Here is a 15371-nt window from a genome sequence, read left to right as displayed (position 1 = left end):
ATACTGTATATAATAATACATAACCATATAAAAAGTTATAATAAATTGTTTATTTCTAAAAAAGGTGGGGAGGAGCTATATGTATACAATAGGTAATTTAAATGCAAAAAAGAGTGAGGAAATGAATATAAGGTTGGCTGTAAATGTGGATAAAAATTATACTCATCCATGTTTTGGAGATAATTCACATAAATTTGCCAGAATGCACATACCTGTTGCACCTGAATGCAACATAAGCTGTAATTACTGCAGCAGAAAATATGACTGTGCAAACGAAAGCAGACCGGGGGTTACAAGCGGGATGCTTAGTCCTGAGGAAGCACTTCAAAAATTCAAGGCTGTGAAAAGCAAGATTAAAAACCTGACTGTGGTGGGAATAGCAGGACCTGGAGATGCTCTGGCAAACTTTGATGAAGTGAAAAAATCTCTTGAACTCATAAGACAGTATTCTCCTGAAACAACTTTCTGTCTTTCAACCAACGGGCTTATGCTTCCTTTCTATGCAAATCAGCTGATAGAGCTTGGAGTGTCGCATGTTACAGTTACGATAAATGCTGTAGACAAGAAAATAGGGGCAAAAATATACCGGGAAGTCAATTATTTAGGACATAAATATACAGGGGAAGAGGGAGCTGAAATACTTTTAAACAACCAGCTCGCAGGGCTCAAGTATCTCTGCTCGAAAGGCATAGTATGCAAAGTAAATACAGTTATGCTCAAGGGCATAAATGACAATCACATAGTGGAAGTTATAAAAAAGGTAAAAGAGTGCGGGGCATATATGACAAATATAATGCAGATGATACCTGTACAGGGAAGCAGATTTGAAGATCTGCCGCTGGTTTCAAATGTGGAATTGAATGAAATGAGAAAAAAATGTGAAGTTGATATAAAGCAGATGTATCACTGCAGGCAGTGCAGGGCAGATGCCATAGGGACTCTGTCGGAGGATCATTCTATAGATTTTAGGAATATAGGCTGCGAAGGCTGCATAAGCAAGTGCTCCGGTAAAGCAGAAAAAAATGAGCCTGAAGAAACTGCACCTGAGGGTGGAAAATATAAGTTTGCAATTTCTTCTAAATCGGGCATTAACATAGATCAGCATTTTGGACATACTAACGAATTTTATATATATTTCTATGACCAGGGCAGGATAAGGCTTCTGGAAAAAAGAAATGTAGACAAGTACTGTATGGGAATTTATGATTGTGTGGCTCAGGAAGATAAAATATCTAAAATAGTGAGGACTATAGAAGATTGTGATGGAGTAATCGTACTTAGAATTGGAGAAGAGCCAAGAGAAAAGCTGGAAGCGAAGAATATAAAGGTTATGGAGATGTATGATTCTATAAACAAGGCGGTGGCAAAAGCCGCAAAGGAACTTGAAAAAGATGCTAAGCCTGAAATTTTGCCTATTACTGAGAGTGATAACTGATAATTTTCAATTGAAATTGTACACTATGAATTGAATAATATTTGTTAAAAGGTGAGGATTTATATGATTACTGATATAGTTGATACTACATTAAGAGATGGAGAGCAGAAAGCTGGAATAGCTTTAGGCGTAGATGATAAAGTAAAAATAGCACAATTTATTAATGAAATGGGTGTATATCAGATGGAAGTTGGTATACCTGCAATGGGTGGAGATGAAAAAATAAGTATAAAGAAAATTGTAGATTTAGGGCTTGATAGTAAAATATCAGCTTGGAATAGAATGAATATTAAAGATATAGATAGTTCCATAGAGTGTGGTGTAGATATAATTCATATATCTACACCAGCTTCAGATTTACAGATAAAATCTAAATTGGGAAAAGACAGAACATGGGTTATACAAAATTTGAAAAAATCAATTGATTATACAAAGAATAAAGGTTATGAAGTAACTGTTGGTTTAGAAGATTCTTCTAGATCAGATATAAATTTTCTAATTGAATTGTGTAGAATTGTATTCCAAATGGGTGTTGAAAGAATTAGGTATGCAGATACTGTAGGAATTGCAGAACCCAGAATACTTTTTAACCAGATAAAAAAGATAAGAGAAAAAGTTCCTGTAGAAATTGAAATACACACACATAACGATTTTGGGATGGCAATAGCTAATTCTCTGCTTGCAGTAGATGCAGGAGCAAAATTTGTCGATTGCACTATTGCTGGTGTGGGAGAAAGAGCGGGCAATTGCAATTTTTCGGATTTTATTAAAGTAATGTATGAACTTAAAGGTAAAAAACTGTGGCTTAAAAGTTTTGAAGATGTAATTGAAAAAGAGCGGCAGATTAAAAAAATAGTAGGTTTTCAATGATGTTTTCAAGAGTCTTATTTCCTGGAATTATAAGGATATCTTTAAAAAATACATTTTGGCAGCCCAGCTTTTTTCATAAGGTATGTTTAAAACATTTGGGGTATGCTGTGATATGAGAGGGTAATCTCCGTGAAATGAAGTTATCATTGCCGAATGCTGGATTTTACCTCTCCTGTTTTCATAAAATATTAAATCACCTGGCTGGAGCATTGATACGGAATCAACTTGTGTACCTTTGACGCCATATAGCTTTTCAGCGGCATTGATTTTTAAATACCAGTAGAGAGAGCCGGCCACAGCCCAGGAAACCGACCAGCTCCGGCTGGTATACCACCATCTGCTTTTTCCTGAAAATACCATTGGAGCTCCTCCGGCTCTGAGGCATTGGGATATGAAGTTTGTGCAGTCACCTCCATTATCACCTTCCACAAGAAAATATCTGTAAGCTGGATTTGGCGTTCTGGCATAGTTTACGGCATAATTTACTGCCTTAATTCTAGAATAGGATAATTTATTTCTATAATTCATAATTACTCCACAAAATTATTCATGGTATAATCTATGTGAGCATACTTTAAAAAGTTACTTGATCTACATAAATATAGGATATCAGGGTGATAGGATGAATAAAGACAGATTACTGCGGTTGTTTAATGAGCAGATAAGCGGCAGAAACCATGATAAGGGAATGAGAATTATAGATAACGATCTGGTGCCTTCTGTAGAGATATCAAATCAGGAAACTCTTATATATATAAAAGGCAGAGTTATTTCGGAAAGCCTTGTAAGTGAATACAGCACAAAAATTGAATTGGATGCGGAAAATAGAAACATAGTGTCAACCTACTGCAGCTGTGAGGATTATGAAAATAATGAATTCAAAAAAGATAATTACTGCTGCAAGCATTTGATAGCTACTTTTTACAAGGCAGTTGATAAATTGATAAATTATCCTCTTTTAAGTGAATCAGGATCTGAAAATATTTTTCAGCCTGGATTTAAAAACCTGGACGCATTGTCCTTGCTTCTAGGTGACGAAAAAGATAAGAAGGAAATAAAAATAGAAGTTTATGTGGATAGAAATCAATGGGAAAACAAGATTTCCGCCCAGTTTAAAATAGGACTTACCTCTATGAGCTCCAGCAGTCTTTATGTGCTTAAAGATATAGATCAGTTTTTGCTGGCTGTTTATAATAATATACCTATAGTATATGGGAAAAATTTTACTCTTGATATGAAACAGCATAAGCTCAGTACAAAAGACAAGTGTCTTGTGGATTTTATCCAGATGCTGAAAAGTGCGGAGGGAAGTTCCATATATCGCGGCAGGATAAAAAAGTCCAATGTGGATGGGAAGTATGTACATATACCAGATTATCTGGTAAGGGAATTTTTTGAGGCAGTGGAGAAGCACCGGGTATATTTAAATGAAGGATTTTTATACAGGTGTGTTGAGACTGAAATACTGCACAGTGCTCCGCCGCTGGAATTTGATTTGAAAATGCCGAAAAAGGATTATGTTTTAAGAGTTGCAGATGGACTGCCCATGGCTTTGGGCTCCAGAAACAATGTGTTTTTCTACGGATCCACCATATATCTTCCAGACAGTGAATACTGTTTCAGGATAAAACCCATTCTTGATGTGTTTAGTGGAAACAGTTCAGTTACACTTCAGGGTTCTGAGGAAAATATCATACTCAGAGAGTTGATTCCCAAACTTAATTTGCTATCGGATAATGTTGAGTTGTCAAAAGCTATAAAAGACAAGGTGGTAAATGAAAAGTGTGAGCTGAAGTTTTATTTTGACAAAAAAGGCAGTAAAATTACGCTTGTTGTCAAAGTCAAATACGGTGCTTTTGAATTTAATATATTTGAGGAATGTAGTGAGAAGATCATATACAGGGACTCAAAAAAAGAAGCTGCTGTTTTGAAAATGTTGAGATCACTGGGGTTTGAAAGAGTGGAAAACAAGTTCCATTTTATGTGGGGAGATGACTATGTATTCAGATTTTTCAAAGAGGAAATAGAAAAGCTTCAGGAAATGGGGGAGGTGTTTTACTCTGAAAACTTCAGGGGTATAAAATCCATAAAGAGCAGGGACATAAGTGGAGACATTAAATCAGGGAAATATGATTATTTTGAAATGAAATTCAAGCTTGGGGATATACCTGCAGAGGAAACAACTTCAATATTGAGAGCCTTTAGAGATAACCTCAGGTATTATAAATTGAAAACTGGAGAATATCTGGATTTGGAGGATCTGGAGTTCAGAAAGTTTTTAAAACTGCTGGATGTGATTTCACGGAGAGATGTGAAGGACAATCGTGTTGAGATAGATAAAAACAAGAGTATTTATATAAATTCTTATATGAAAAAAAATGATATGAGATATATAGGTGGAACGGCTGAACTTAAAAAAGTAGTGGATAAATTCAGGAATATAAAAAATCTTAAATTCAAGGAACCTGAAAATTTGAGAGGTAATTTAAGGAATTATCAAAAAATAGGGTATAATTGGTTTAAGACACTGGATTACCTGGGGTTCGGGGGAATACTGGGAGATGAAATGGGACTTGGAAAGACACTTCAGGCCATTGCTTTTCTACTTTCAAACAAGGGCAGCAGGTCATTGATTGTAGTGCCTACATCTCTGGTATACAACTGGATTCATGAATTTGAAAAATTTGCTCCGGACATGAAAATAGCAGCTGTAAATGGGCCAAAAAGCTTCAGGGAAGAACAGATAAAAAAAGTGGATGAGTATGATGTAATTGTAACCACCTATAATCTTTTAAAAAGAGATCTGGAAATGTACCATGATATAGAATTTGACTATTGCCTGCTGGACGAGGCCCAGTACATAAAGAATTCCCATTCTCAAAATGCTGAAAGTGTAAAGAGTATAAGGGCAAGAAGGAGATTTGCACTTACGGGTACTCCTATGGAGAATTCCGTCATGGAACTCTGGTCCATATTTGATTTTATAATGCCGGGATATCTTTATGATGAAAAGAGATTCAGTGTAAGATATTATAAGAGGTTTAAAGAGGAACCGGTAGTGGTTGAGGATCTGAACAGGCTTGTGAAGCCATTTATTTTGAGAAGAAGAAAAAAAGATGTTATAAAGGAGCTGCCGGATAAGATAGAAAGAACCGTTATGGTAAGTATGGGGGACAGACAGAAAAAAGTTTATGGAACCTATGCAGAACATGCGATTGAACTCATTGAGAAAAAGGTAAGGGAAGATGAATTTAAAAACAGCAAAATTGAGATACTGGCATATATTACAAAATTGAGACAGCTCTGCCTTGATCCGTCTGTAGTAATGGAGAGTTACAGTGGAGGCAGTGCAAAGATGGAGGCACTTTTAGAACTTTTAATTCAAGGCACAGGTGAAGGACATAAAGTACTTGTATTTTCACAATTTACTTCTGTACTTAAGAATATCGGGAGCAGAATGAAAATGGAGGGTATAGAGTACAGTTATCTGGATGGATCCATACCCTCCAGAAACAGGGTTGAATTGGTGGATGAGTTCAATGCAGGCAGCAGTCCGGTATTTTTGATAAGTCTGAAGGCCGGAGGGACGGGACTTAATTTAACTTCTGCGGATATAGTGATTCATTTTGATCCCTGGTGGAATCCTGCCGTGGAGCAGCAGGCAACAGACAGAGCCCATAGAATAGGTCAGAAGCATGCAGTGGAAGTTATAAAACTTGTGACAAAGGATACTATCGAGGAAAAGATCATACAGCTGCAGGCTGAAAAGAAAAAGCTCATAGACAGCCTGCTTGGCGGCGAGTTTTCCGGAATTCGAGGAATTGGAGAATTGTCACAGGAGGAAATTGTTAAGTTGTTCCAATGTTAAAAGAACACAATCAGCGAACTACAATTACATCAGTGTTGTTATTTTTTATCAAATTCAGCATTTTCTTTTCTTCCTGTGAAAAATCTCTGAAGCCGTCTATTATTATTTTGGATATGTCATTTGAATCACACACTTTAATTAGGGAAGTTTTGTTTAACTTGGTATTGTCTAATAACAATATAATTTCGGAAGTATTTTCCATGGCTGCTTTTTTTGCTTCTATTTCAAAAGCATTTACGTCTGTAAGCCCATCTCTAAAAGACAGGGCTTTTCCAGATATAAAAAGTTTATTTGTATTATACTGTTTTAAGAAGTTGTTTGTATCAGTCCCTATTAAAGAAAGGGTTCCGCATCTCAAGATTCCACCTGCAAGAATAATATTTACGTTTTTAATGTTATTAAAATAATTGCATATACTAATGCAATTTGTAACTATTGTTATTTTCTTATCTGTTATATAGGGACAGAGGGCATATACGGTGGTTGAAGCATCCAAAAATATTATATCGTCATCTTCTATGAGTGTACTGGCATATTTAGCTATGGCTTTTTTTTCGTTTATACTCTGATGAGTTCTTACCGTCAAACTGTCATCTATTGGATCTGTGTTGTTAATGGAAGTTGAGATGGCTCCTTTAAGAATTCTCTTCAGAATTCCTTTTTTTTCTAAATATTCAAGATCCCGTCGTATAGTCATTTCGGACACATTTAAGTCTCTACTCAGATCTTTTATTTCCACTTTTTTATTTCTGTTTAAGATCTTTTTAATAGCTGATCTCCGTTCTTCTTGTGTCATATGGTGTAAAACCTCCTTAACTGAAGATAAAAACTAAATCGATATATTAAATATATCATAGTAATGTAATTTATAAAAGAATATGTGTTAAAATTATTTATTGTTTAGATATTAAAAGAAAACGTATGCATAATAATTAAAAACAGTAAAATTCAATAATTTTTACTACAATGTTATATTTGTGATTTTTAACATATTGATGTAATATTTAATCAATAAATGTTATTTGGAAACATATATGCTTCTAAAATTAACATCTATAGTTTAATTTAAACGGAGGTTTAAAAATGAGTGGGTATAAAGAAATGACAAAAGATACCATAGGACATTATTTAAAAAGTGTAGGTATATTTCCCAAGGATCATGAAACAAGGAGCAGGGAAATAGGGGATGGCAACTTAAATTATGTTTTCAGGGTGGTCGATCTAAAGGACAATAAAAAAGTTATTGTGAAACAAGCACTTCCCTATCTGAGAATTGCAGGAGAAGGATGGAAGCTGACTTTAGACAGGAACAGAATAGAAGCTGAAACTCTTAAACTTCAGGGAAAAGTTTGCCCAGGCAGTGTTCCAAAAATATATCACCATAGTAATGAATACGCATTGACCGTGATGGAAGATTTGGGCAATATGGAAATCCTGAGAAAAGCCATGATGGAAATGAAAACCTTTAAAAACTTTCCACAGCAGATAGGAAAATTTATGGCGAGAAATTTATTCTTAACATCGGATATGGGAATGGGTCCTATGGAAAAAAAGAAAATCGTGGGGAATTTTATAAGTCCTGAATTATGTGATATAACTGAAAGGCTTGTTTTAAATGATCCCTATATGAATGCCGAATCCAATGATATAAATCAGCACATAAAGGATTACGTAAAAGAGAAAATATGGAAGAATAAAGAAATATGCCTTGAAGTTTCAAAGCTAAAAAATATATTCATGACAAAAGCTGAATCATTGCTTCATGGAGATCTACATACGGGTTCTATATTTATAAACAATGAAAAAACTATTGTGTTCGATTGTGAATTTGCATTTTATGGACCCTATGGATATGATATAGGACTGTTATTTGCCAACTTTATTTTGAATTATGCTTCCTGGGAGGGAAGAAAGGACAAGACTAAGGAGGAAATAAAAAAATACAGGGCGCACCTGTTGGATTCAATAAAAGAGATATGGAGGGAATTTGTAAAGGAATTTAATTACCTGTGGGAAAACCAGTCAAAGGATATAATAACGAAAACAGCTGGTTATAGGGAGTATTATTTAGAGAATTTGCTTCATGAAACCATTGGCTTTTGTGCCTGCGAAATAATGAGGAGAATTATTGGAATGGCTCATGTACCTGATATGGATGCAGTGGAGAATCTTGAGGAAAGAGCCAGAGCCCAGATTCTGGGACTGAAAATTGGACAAGCAATTCTTATAGATAGAGACAATATTAATTCCATCGATGAATTTGTAAAATCAGTTAAAAATTTTGTAGAGTAGAATTAAGGGGGTAAAAAAATGTCTGAATTATTTGCTATTAAATGGGAAGATGGAGAAGATAAGCTTGTACTTTTGGATCAGACAAAGCTGCCAAATTCAATAGAGTATAAGACTTATGATACAGTTGAGGGAGTTTATGATTCCATAAAGACAATGATTGTAAGAGGTGCACCTGCTATAGGAGTGACGGCAGGTTATGGATTGTATTTTGGAATTAAAAATGCACCTGAGGATTCTTTTGAAAAATTTTATAACAGCGTAGAAGAAAAAGCTAAATACCTGAATTCAAGCAGGCCTACTGCGGTGAACCTTTCCTGGGCATTGAAGAGAATGCTTAAAAAAATTGAAGCCGAGAAAGATAAGCCTATTGCTGAAATAAAGAAAATACTTAGAGATGAAGCCAAAAATATTCACAGGGAAGATATTGAAATATGCAAAAACATAGGAGAAAATTTAATTACTCTGCTTAAGGACAACATGGGAATATTAACTCACTGCAATGCAGGACAGCTGGCTACATCCAGGTATGGAACAGCTACAGCACCTATGTACCTTGCAAAAGAAAAAGGGTGGCATCTTAAAATATATTCTGATGAGACAAGACCAAGGCTTCAAGGTTCTACCCTTACAGCTTTGGAACTTTATATGGCAGGAATAGATGTGACGACTATTACGGACAATATGGCAGCTGTAGTTATGTCCCAGCATAAAATTGATGCTGTAATAGTGGGGTGTGACAGGATAGCGGCCAATGGTGATACTGCAAATAAGATAGGCACCTTTGGAGTTTCTATTTTAGCAAAGTATTTTAAGATACCAATGTATATAGCAGCACCTACTCCGAGTATAGATTTAAATACTCCAACTGGAAGAGACATACCCATAGAAGAGAGAGATTCCAAAGAGGTCACCTGCAGATTCGGAGTTTGGACCGCGCCTAAAGGAGTAAAGGTATATAATCCATCATTTGATGTAACACCTCATGAAAATATAACTGCCATAGTGACAGAAAAGGGTATAGTATATCCGCCATTTGAGGAAAATTTGAAAAAAATAATAAAATAGATTTTGGCTGCCACCTTTCTAAGATAGTGTTTTTATCTATGATAGACAAGCTAGAAAGGGAGCTTGATTGAGATAATAAATTAAAAGATGGAGGAGACAAATGGGTGCTGTAATAAAATATATACTGGATTTAGGAGCTGCCGTTTTTTTACCTGTAGTTATGATTGTGATAGCTTTAGGAGTCAAAATGAAGTTGAAAAAAGCTATAGTATGCGGGTTGACTTTGGGAATAGCTTTTACAGGAATGAATGTAGTGCTTGGATTTATGTTTAAGTCAATTAGTCCTGCTGCCAATGCATTTGTTAATATTACAGGCATAAAACTTACTACTATAGATGTAGGCTGGTCGCCTGTAGCAGCTATAGCATGGGCATGGCCTTATGCGCTTGTAGTTTTCCCAATACAAATAGGTATAAATATAGTTATGCTGGCATTTGGTTGGACAAACTGTTTGAATGTGGATATGTGGAATGTATGGGGTAAAATACTTACAGCCACTATAGTGGCTGCAATAACTCACAGTATACCTCTTGCACTTGCCGCTGCAGCTATAGAGGTTGTGCTGGAACTGAAAAATGCGGATTTGGTTCAAAAATCAGTTTGCAGGTTGTCTAAAATAAGCAATGTAACCTGTCCTCATGTAATGAATTTACAAGGGGTCATACTGGCACCTATAAGCAGGCTTTTGGATTTCATTCCAGGAATCAATAAAATAAATCTGGATTCAAATAAATTAAAAGAGAAAATTGGAATATTTGGAGAAAACAGTGTAATGGGTTTTATAGTAGGGGTTTTGATTGCAGCTATTGGAAGGTGCAGTGTCAAGGTTATACTACAGACTGGAGTGGAAATTGCCACTGCGCTGGTACTTTTTCCTCTGGTTGCAAATCTTTTTCTTGAATCATTAGGGCCTATAGCTGAAGCTGCCGGTGAATATATGAAAAAGAAATATAAGGGTCGGGAATTTTGTATAGGTATAGATTGGTCTGTGCTTGGAGGAAGTTCAGAACTCTGGGTGACATCTATTTTGCTTGTTCCTGTGGAGCTTGTATTTGCCATAATACTTGCTAAATTTGGTATAAACAGTGTTTTGCCTCTGGCAGCAATTATAAATGTAGCTGCAACAGTGCCTGCACTTATAGTAACAGGCGGCAATATCATAAAAATGTTTATAATGGGAGTAATAACAACACCTATATATTTGCTGGTTTCTTCAGAATTTGCACCTATACTTACAAATCTGGCTAGAGTACAAAAGACCCTAACAATTCCTCAAGGACAGTTTTTGACTTATTATGGAATAGAAGGACCGGAATTCAGGTGGACTATAGCACATGCAGCTAACATAATAAACGGGGATATAATTGGACTTGCATTATTTATTTGTTTTATAGGATTATTTTTCTGGTATGCCAAATATATGAAAAGAAGAGATAGAGAAATGGAAGTCATGGAAAAAAAGGATATAAAAATTGAAAATGTAAAATAGAGAGGAGAGTATTATGCTTGAAGATAAAAAAGAAGAATTGGCTGTAATAGCAAGAAAAGCAGATGAAGAGGGCCTATGCAAACATAAATCGGGAAATTTCAGTATTAAGGATATGAGTACGGGTTATATATTGATAACTCCTTCAGGTGTAGATAGAAAGAATTTAACTGGAAATGATATATGTGTGCTGGATTCAGAGATGAATGTAATAGAAAACAAAAAGAATTACAAACCAAGCAGTGAAGTGCTAATGCATATTTATGCCTATAATTCAAGAGAGGACGTTACAGCTGTGGTACACACACATTCAAGATTTGCAACATCTTTTGCAGTTTTGAAGAAAGAGATTCCTCCAATTGTGTATGAAGCTGTGTACTATGGAGGAACTGTTCATGTGGCACCTTATGGAAGACCAGGGACAAAAGAGCTGGCTCAGTCCATAGTTGAGCCACTTAAGAAATCGGATGCGTGTTTGCTGGAAAGCCATGGAGTTATAACTGTAGGAGAAAATATAGAAAACACTTACCTTAAGGCAAAATATGTAGAGGAAATAGCAGAAATATACTACAGGACTTTATTGCTCAACGGATGTAAAGAACCTAATGTTCTGCCTAAAGAAGAGTTGAAAAAATGGAAATATCCCTCATATGTAAAATTGAATAAAAACAAAAATACAAAATAAAAAATGAAGGTAAAGGTCTATTTCATATAAAGAAGAAAATAGGCCTTTATTGATGAAATCATTTGAATTGTATTTTATATTTAAATTTTACTGAAAATAATATAGACAAAGTATTTCCCATAAAGTTATTGGAAAAACAAAAAGGTACGATTATAATATATGTGGAGGTGGTAATTATGTTGAATATAGGGTGCCATTTATCAGCTTCAAAAGGTTATGAAGCCATGGGAAAGAAAGCACTTGAAATAGATGCAAATACCTTTCAATTTTTTACCCGTAATCCCAGGGGAGGGAAAGCTAAAAAAATTGATCCAGAAGATGTGGAGGCACTTTTAAAAATTATGCAGGAAAATGGAATTTCTGTTATTATAGCTCACGCTCCTTATACCTTAAATGCATGTTCTGCAAATGAAAAAACCAGGGAATTTGCATTTCAGGTGATGACGGATGATTTGAAAAGAATGGAATATCTGCCTGGAAATCTATACAATTTTCACCCGGGAAGTCATGTGAAGCAGGGGGTGGAGGTTGGAATAAAATATATTGTGGATATGCTGAATGCTATATTGAAGCCGGATCAAAACACCAGAGTTCTTCTTGAGACAATGGCAGGAAAAGGCACGGAAATAGGCAGAAGCTTTGAAGAACTGAAAGAAATTCTCGATGGAGTCACCCTCTCTGATAAAATGGGCGTGTGCCTTGATACCTGTCATGTCTATGATGCCGGTTATGACATTGTAAATGATCTGGATGGTGTTTTAGATGAATTTGACAGAATAATTGGACTTGATAATTTGTATGCAGTTCATTTAAACGACAGCAAAAATCCATTTTCGAGCCACAAGGACCGCCATGAAAAGATTGGACAGGGTTCCATTGGCAAAGAGGCCATTGCCAGAATTATAAATCATCCTAAGTTATGCCATTTGCCATTTGTTTTGGAAACCCCCAATGAACTTTCTGGTTATGCAAGCGAAATTAAGATGTTGAAGGAAGCTTATAAAGGGGACTGACCCCCTTACATTTTTTGTAAGAGGGTCAGCACCTCTTTACAATTCTTTATATTTATATACTTTATAGGACAGGGTAAATGACAGTAAAAGTATAATCAGGCATATGGCAAGGATGACAAACCTCATTGTGATTTCAGGAATACTGCTCAAATAAACAATGAAAGGCTGAATTTTTTCACCGAATACTTTTGCAAATGCTGTAAAAACAAAGAATATACCTAAAAATAATATCATTGTTACATGTCTAGTTTTTAAATATCCGTATTTAAAATATATGGGAAAAAGTATACTATTAAAAAATAGAGCACCTATCAAGCCACCTATCATACCTTCGGTATTTATGGTTTCTGATAATTGTACCATGCCCGTATATTTTGCAAAAGTAAAAACTAAAAATGAAATTGCCATACTGATAAGTATGAATATAAATAGAGACAAGTACTTTGATATGACTATATTTATTCTATTGATTGGAAGGCTGTTCAACATCATTTCGCTTTTTTCATCGCGATAAAAACTGTTGGTTAAAAATGAATAGCCGATAAAAGTAGCGATAAATGCATAAGCAGCACTGACATTATCTTTAAAACCAATAATTAATAATACTGAAGCTATGATAAGTATGACAAAAATTTTTTTCTGCAAAAGTATGTCTTTTAAAACTAAATTCCACATTGTATTTTCCTCCTTTTTAATTGAATTCCCTGTTTTTATATACCTGACAGGATACTATAAAAGATATTAAAAGCAGTATCATCAATAGAAATATGACAATCCAGGCTGTATTCAGGTTGGGTGCGGCAGCTGCTAAATATGAAGCAATATTCGGAATGATATTTTTTGTATATGGATAACCTTCAATAAATTGTGGGGTGAAAGCAATAATTAAAGTCAAAAATATATTAAAATATCTCACTTTTGAATACTCAAATTTAAAATTTATAGGAAAATAAAGTGAACTAAAAAATAAAGTCTGAACAATATATATAGAAATTACCTTTGAATTTGTAAGATTTTCAATTTTAATAATTCCTGCAGCTTCAAGTATAAATGAAATTGCAAAGTACAGCAGCAGGGCAACAGCAATGAATACAAATATAGATGCATATTTGGCCAGAATTATATCGGATCTTCTCACGGGAAGGCTGGCAATCATTCTTTGAGAGCTTTCGTCTTTCAAGAGAGCAGTTTCTATAAAGTTGCTGGAAACACAAAAAAGAACGAGTGGAATATACAAGTTTCCCATTGTATTTGAAAATATTATCCACATTGCTAAAAATCCTATAAAATATAGAAAAGTTTTCTTCTGTATAAGTATGTCCTTTAAAATGAGATTTACCATTGCCTAATCTCCTTTCACGGTGTATACCATGATATCGTCCAGAGTGGCTTTTTCAATTATAACCTTGTCCTTGAACAGCTTTTTTATTTCAGAGCTGTTATTGGTCAAACCTTCAAATCCAAAGGAATTTTCTCTTATACCTATGAATTTTTTCCTGATATCGGGTTTCAACAGATTTTTATCACCTTTTACAATGCCATAACTGCCTAAAATATTATCCTTTGTATCTGAAAAAACTATCTTGCCGGAATTTAAAAAAGTGATATAATCCGCTATCTTTTCAAGATCCGTGGTGATGTGGGTGGAAAACAGTATGGCTTTGTTTTCATCCTGGATTATTGAGTAGAGTATATCCAGCATTTCACTTCTAAAAACCGGGTCCAGTCCTGAAGTGGGTTCATCCATTATGATGAATTCGGCATTGTGGGAAAGAGCAATGGCAAGAGAATATTTCATCTTCATTCCCTTGGACAACTGTTTTATTTTTTTGCTGCCGGGGAGATTGAATTCATTTATATATCTGCTGAAAGTTTCGTCATCCCAATCTTTGTAAAAGCGGCATATGATATTTTTCATAGCTGTTACAGTCAAATCCTCGTAAAAATAATTTGCGTCGTATACAAAACCTATCCTCTGTTTTATTTGTTTTTCGTATTTTAAATTGTCCAGGTCAAAAACCTTTATAATTCCTGAATCTTTTCTTACAAGATTCATTATGAGTTTTATGGTAGTGCTTTTACCTGCACCGTTTGGACCGATGAGTCCCATGATGTATCCTCTGGGCAAGCTGAAGCTTATGTTGTCCAGGGTAAAACCCTTGTAGGTTTTACTTAAATTTTTAATTTCCAGAATGTTATTCATTATCTCTCCTCCAATTTACATATTGTCATATAGAATATCCAGCATTTCTTTTAGATCTTTTTTTGTAAGACCGATGGTTTTACTTTCTTCTATGGCTTCCACCAATTTGTCTTCAATTGAGGTGATCTTTTTTTCTCTTAAAAGATCTTTGTTCTGTGATGATACATAGGAACCCTTTCCTGGAACTGTTTCTATAAAACCTTCCCTTTCCAGCTCTTCATAGGCTCTTTTAGTTGTTATTACACTTATTTTGAGCTCTCTGGCCAGGTTCCTTATTGACGGCAGAGGTTCACCCTCAGAAATGCTGCCTTTTATTATGTTGTCTTTTATCTGTTTTGTAATCTGTTCATAAATAGGATCCTTTGATATATTGGAAATAATTATGTTCATAAATAGTACTCCTTTTGTGGATCATATATACTGTATATATTCGAATATATACAGTATATACAAC

The 15371-nt window shown here is 34.9% G+C and carries 13 protein-coding genes and 1 pseudogene; 8 read left to right on the top strand and 6 right to left on the bottom strand.

The features are described 5' to 3' along the window. Both nifB and CLLU_RS15560 read left to right on the top strand, forming a co-directional pair. A pseudogene (gene nifB / locus CLLU_RS15565) lies at positions 1–1435 on the top strand (nitrogenase cofactor biosynthesis protein NifB); the annotation flags it as partial. 63 nt (positions 1436–1498) lie between these two features. Then, positions 1499–2305: a beta/alpha barrel domain-containing protein gene (locus CLLU_RS15560; protein WP_106010694.1), complete on the top strand. Its 807-nt coding sequence runs from the start codon at positions 1499–1501 to the stop codon at positions 2303–2305. 27 nt (positions 2306–2332) lie between these two features. On the opposite strand, the gene CLLU_RS15555 is transcribed toward CLLU_RS15560, so the two are convergent. Then, entirely contained in the window at positions 2333–2833 is a 501-nt protein-coding gene (locus tag CLLU_RS15555) for an amidase domain-containing protein (protein ID WP_106010693.1), read from the bottom strand. 94 nt (positions 2834–2927) lie between these two features. Between CLLU_RS15555 and CLLU_RS15550 the strand changes: the two genes are divergently transcribed. Then, on the top strand, positions 2928–6173 hold the full coding sequence (locus CLLU_RS15550) for a DEAD/DEAH box helicase (protein ID WP_106010692.1): 3246 nt from the start codon (positions 2928–2930) through the stop codon (positions 6171–6173). Between the two features lie 10 nt (positions 6174–6183). Here CLLU_RS15550 and CLLU_RS15545 read toward each other — a convergent pair whose 3' ends face one another. Continuing rightward, a complete protein-coding gene (locus CLLU_RS15545; protein ID WP_106010691.1) occupies positions 6184–6969 on the bottom strand; it encodes a DeoR/GlpR family DNA-binding transcription regulator in 786 nt (261 codons plus the stop codon). Positions 6970–7256: 287 nt separating this feature from the next. Here CLLU_RS15545 and mtnK point away from each other — a divergent pair, with 287 nt between their 5' ends. From mtnK to CLLU_RS15520, 5 genes are all read left to right on the top strand, one after another. Continuing rightward, positions 7257–8465, top strand: a complete 1209-nt coding sequence (gene mtnK, locus CLLU_RS15540) for an S-methyl-5-thioribose kinase (protein WP_106010690.1) — start codon at positions 7257–7259, stop codon at positions 8463–8465. A gap of 18 nt (positions 8466–8483) precedes the next feature. Further along, positions 8484–9530: an S-methyl-5-thioribose-1-phosphate isomerase gene (gene mtnA / locus CLLU_RS15535; protein WP_106010689.1), complete on the top strand. Its 1047-nt coding sequence runs from the start codon at positions 8484–8486 to the stop codon at positions 9528–9530. Between the two features lie 100 nt (positions 9531–9630). After that, entirely contained in the window at positions 9631–11019 is a 1389-nt protein-coding gene (locus tag CLLU_RS15530) for a PTS galactitol transporter subunit IIC (RefSeq protein WP_106010688.1), read from the top strand. A gap of 13 nt (positions 11020–11032) precedes the next feature. Then, positions 11033–11701 (top strand): class II aldolase/adducin family protein, encoded by a 669-nt coding sequence (locus CLLU_RS15525; RefSeq protein ID WP_106010687.1) that lies wholly within the window; start codon positions 11033–11035, stop codon positions 11699–11701. Positions 11702–11877: 176 nt separating this feature from the next. After that, entirely contained in the window at positions 11878–12714 is an 837-nt protein-coding gene (locus tag CLLU_RS15520) for a deoxyribonuclease IV (RefSeq protein ID WP_106010686.1), read from the top strand. A 36-nt stretch (positions 12715–12750) separates the two neighbouring features. On the opposite strand, the gene CLLU_RS15515 is transcribed toward CLLU_RS15520, so the two are convergent. From CLLU_RS15515 to CLLU_RS15500, 4 genes are read right to left on the bottom strand one after another with little or no spacing between them, the layout of a single operon-like run. Further along, positions 12751–13389 carry an ABC-2 transporter permease gene (locus CLLU_RS15515; RefSeq protein ID WP_106010685.1) on the bottom strand — a complete coding sequence of 213 codons (639 nt, stop codon included), beginning with the start codon at positions 13387–13389 and terminating at the stop codon, positions 12751–12753. Positions 13390–13405: 16 nt separating this feature from the next. Beyond that, complete coding sequence (locus CLLU_RS15510; protein ID WP_106010684.1) at positions 13406–14056, bottom strand: ABC-2 transporter permease; 651 nt, start codon at positions 14054–14056, stop codon at positions 13406–13408. Between the two features lie 3 nt (positions 14057–14059). Then, on the bottom strand, positions 14060–14917 hold the full coding sequence (locus CLLU_RS15505) for an ABC transporter ATP-binding protein (RefSeq protein WP_106010683.1): 858 nt from the start codon (positions 14915–14917) through the stop codon (positions 14060–14062). Between the two features lie 15 nt (positions 14918–14932). Next, a complete protein-coding gene (locus CLLU_RS15500) occupies positions 14933–15307 on the bottom strand; it encodes a GntR family transcriptional regulator (protein ID WP_106010682.1) in 375 nt (124 codons plus the stop codon). Positions 15308–15371 lie beyond the last annotated feature (64 nt).

This window comes from Clostridium luticellarii (assembly GCF_002995845.1).
GTDB classification, from domain to species: domain Bacteria; phylum Bacillota; class Clostridia; order Clostridiales; family Clostridiaceae; genus Clostridium_B; species Clostridium_B luticellarii.
The sequence above is the reverse complement of the archived record's forward strand: the minus strand, read 5'-3'. Positions and strand labels throughout refer to the sequence as shown.

Coding starts and splice junctions, on each gene's coding strand:
- CLLU_RS15500 (WP_106010682.1), bottom strand. CDS start 15,307: ATGAACATAATTATTTCCAATATATCAAAGGATCCTATTTATGAACAG.
- CLLU_RS15560 (WP_106010694.1), top strand. CDS start 1,499: ATGATTACTGATATAGTTGATACTACATTAAGAGATGGAGAGCAGAAA.
- mtnA (WP_106010689.1), top strand. CDS start 8,484: ATGTCTGAATTATTTGCTATTAAATGGGAAGATGGAGAAGATAAGCTT.
- CLLU_RS15525 (WP_106010687.1), top strand. CDS start 11,033: ATGCTTGAAGATAAAAAAGAAGAATTGGCTGTAATAGCAAGAAAAGCA.
- CLLU_RS15545 (WP_106010691.1), bottom strand. CDS start 6,969: ATGACACAAGAAGAACGGAGATCAGCTATTAAAAAGATCTTAAACAGA.
- CLLU_RS15520 (WP_106010686.1), top strand. CDS start 11,878: ATGTTGAATATAGGGTGCCATTTATCAGCTTCAAAAGGTTATGAAGCC.
- mtnK (WP_106010690.1), top strand. CDS start 7,257: ATGAGTGGGTATAAAGAAATGACAAAAGATACCATAGGACATTATTTA.
- CLLU_RS15555 (WP_106010693.1), bottom strand. CDS start 2,833: ATGAATTATAGAAATAAATTATCCTATTCTAGAATTAAGGCAGTAAAT.
- CLLU_RS15550 (WP_106010692.1), top strand. CDS start 2,928: ATGAATAAAGACAGATTACTGCGGTTGTTTAATGAGCAGATAAGCGGC.
- CLLU_RS15510 (WP_106010684.1), bottom strand. CDS start 14,056: ATGGTAAATCTCATTTTAAAGGACATACTTATACAGAAGAAAACTTTT.
- CLLU_RS15530 (WP_106010688.1), top strand. CDS start 9,631: ATGGGTGCTGTAATAAAATATATACTGGATTTAGGAGCTGCCGTTTTT.
- CLLU_RS15515 (WP_106010685.1), bottom strand. CDS start 13,389: ATGTGGAATTTAGTTTTAAAAGACATACTTTTGCAGAAAAAAATTTTT.
- CLLU_RS15505 (WP_106010683.1), bottom strand. CDS start 14,917: ATGAATAACATTCTGGAAATTAAAAATTTAAGTAAAACCTACAAGGGT.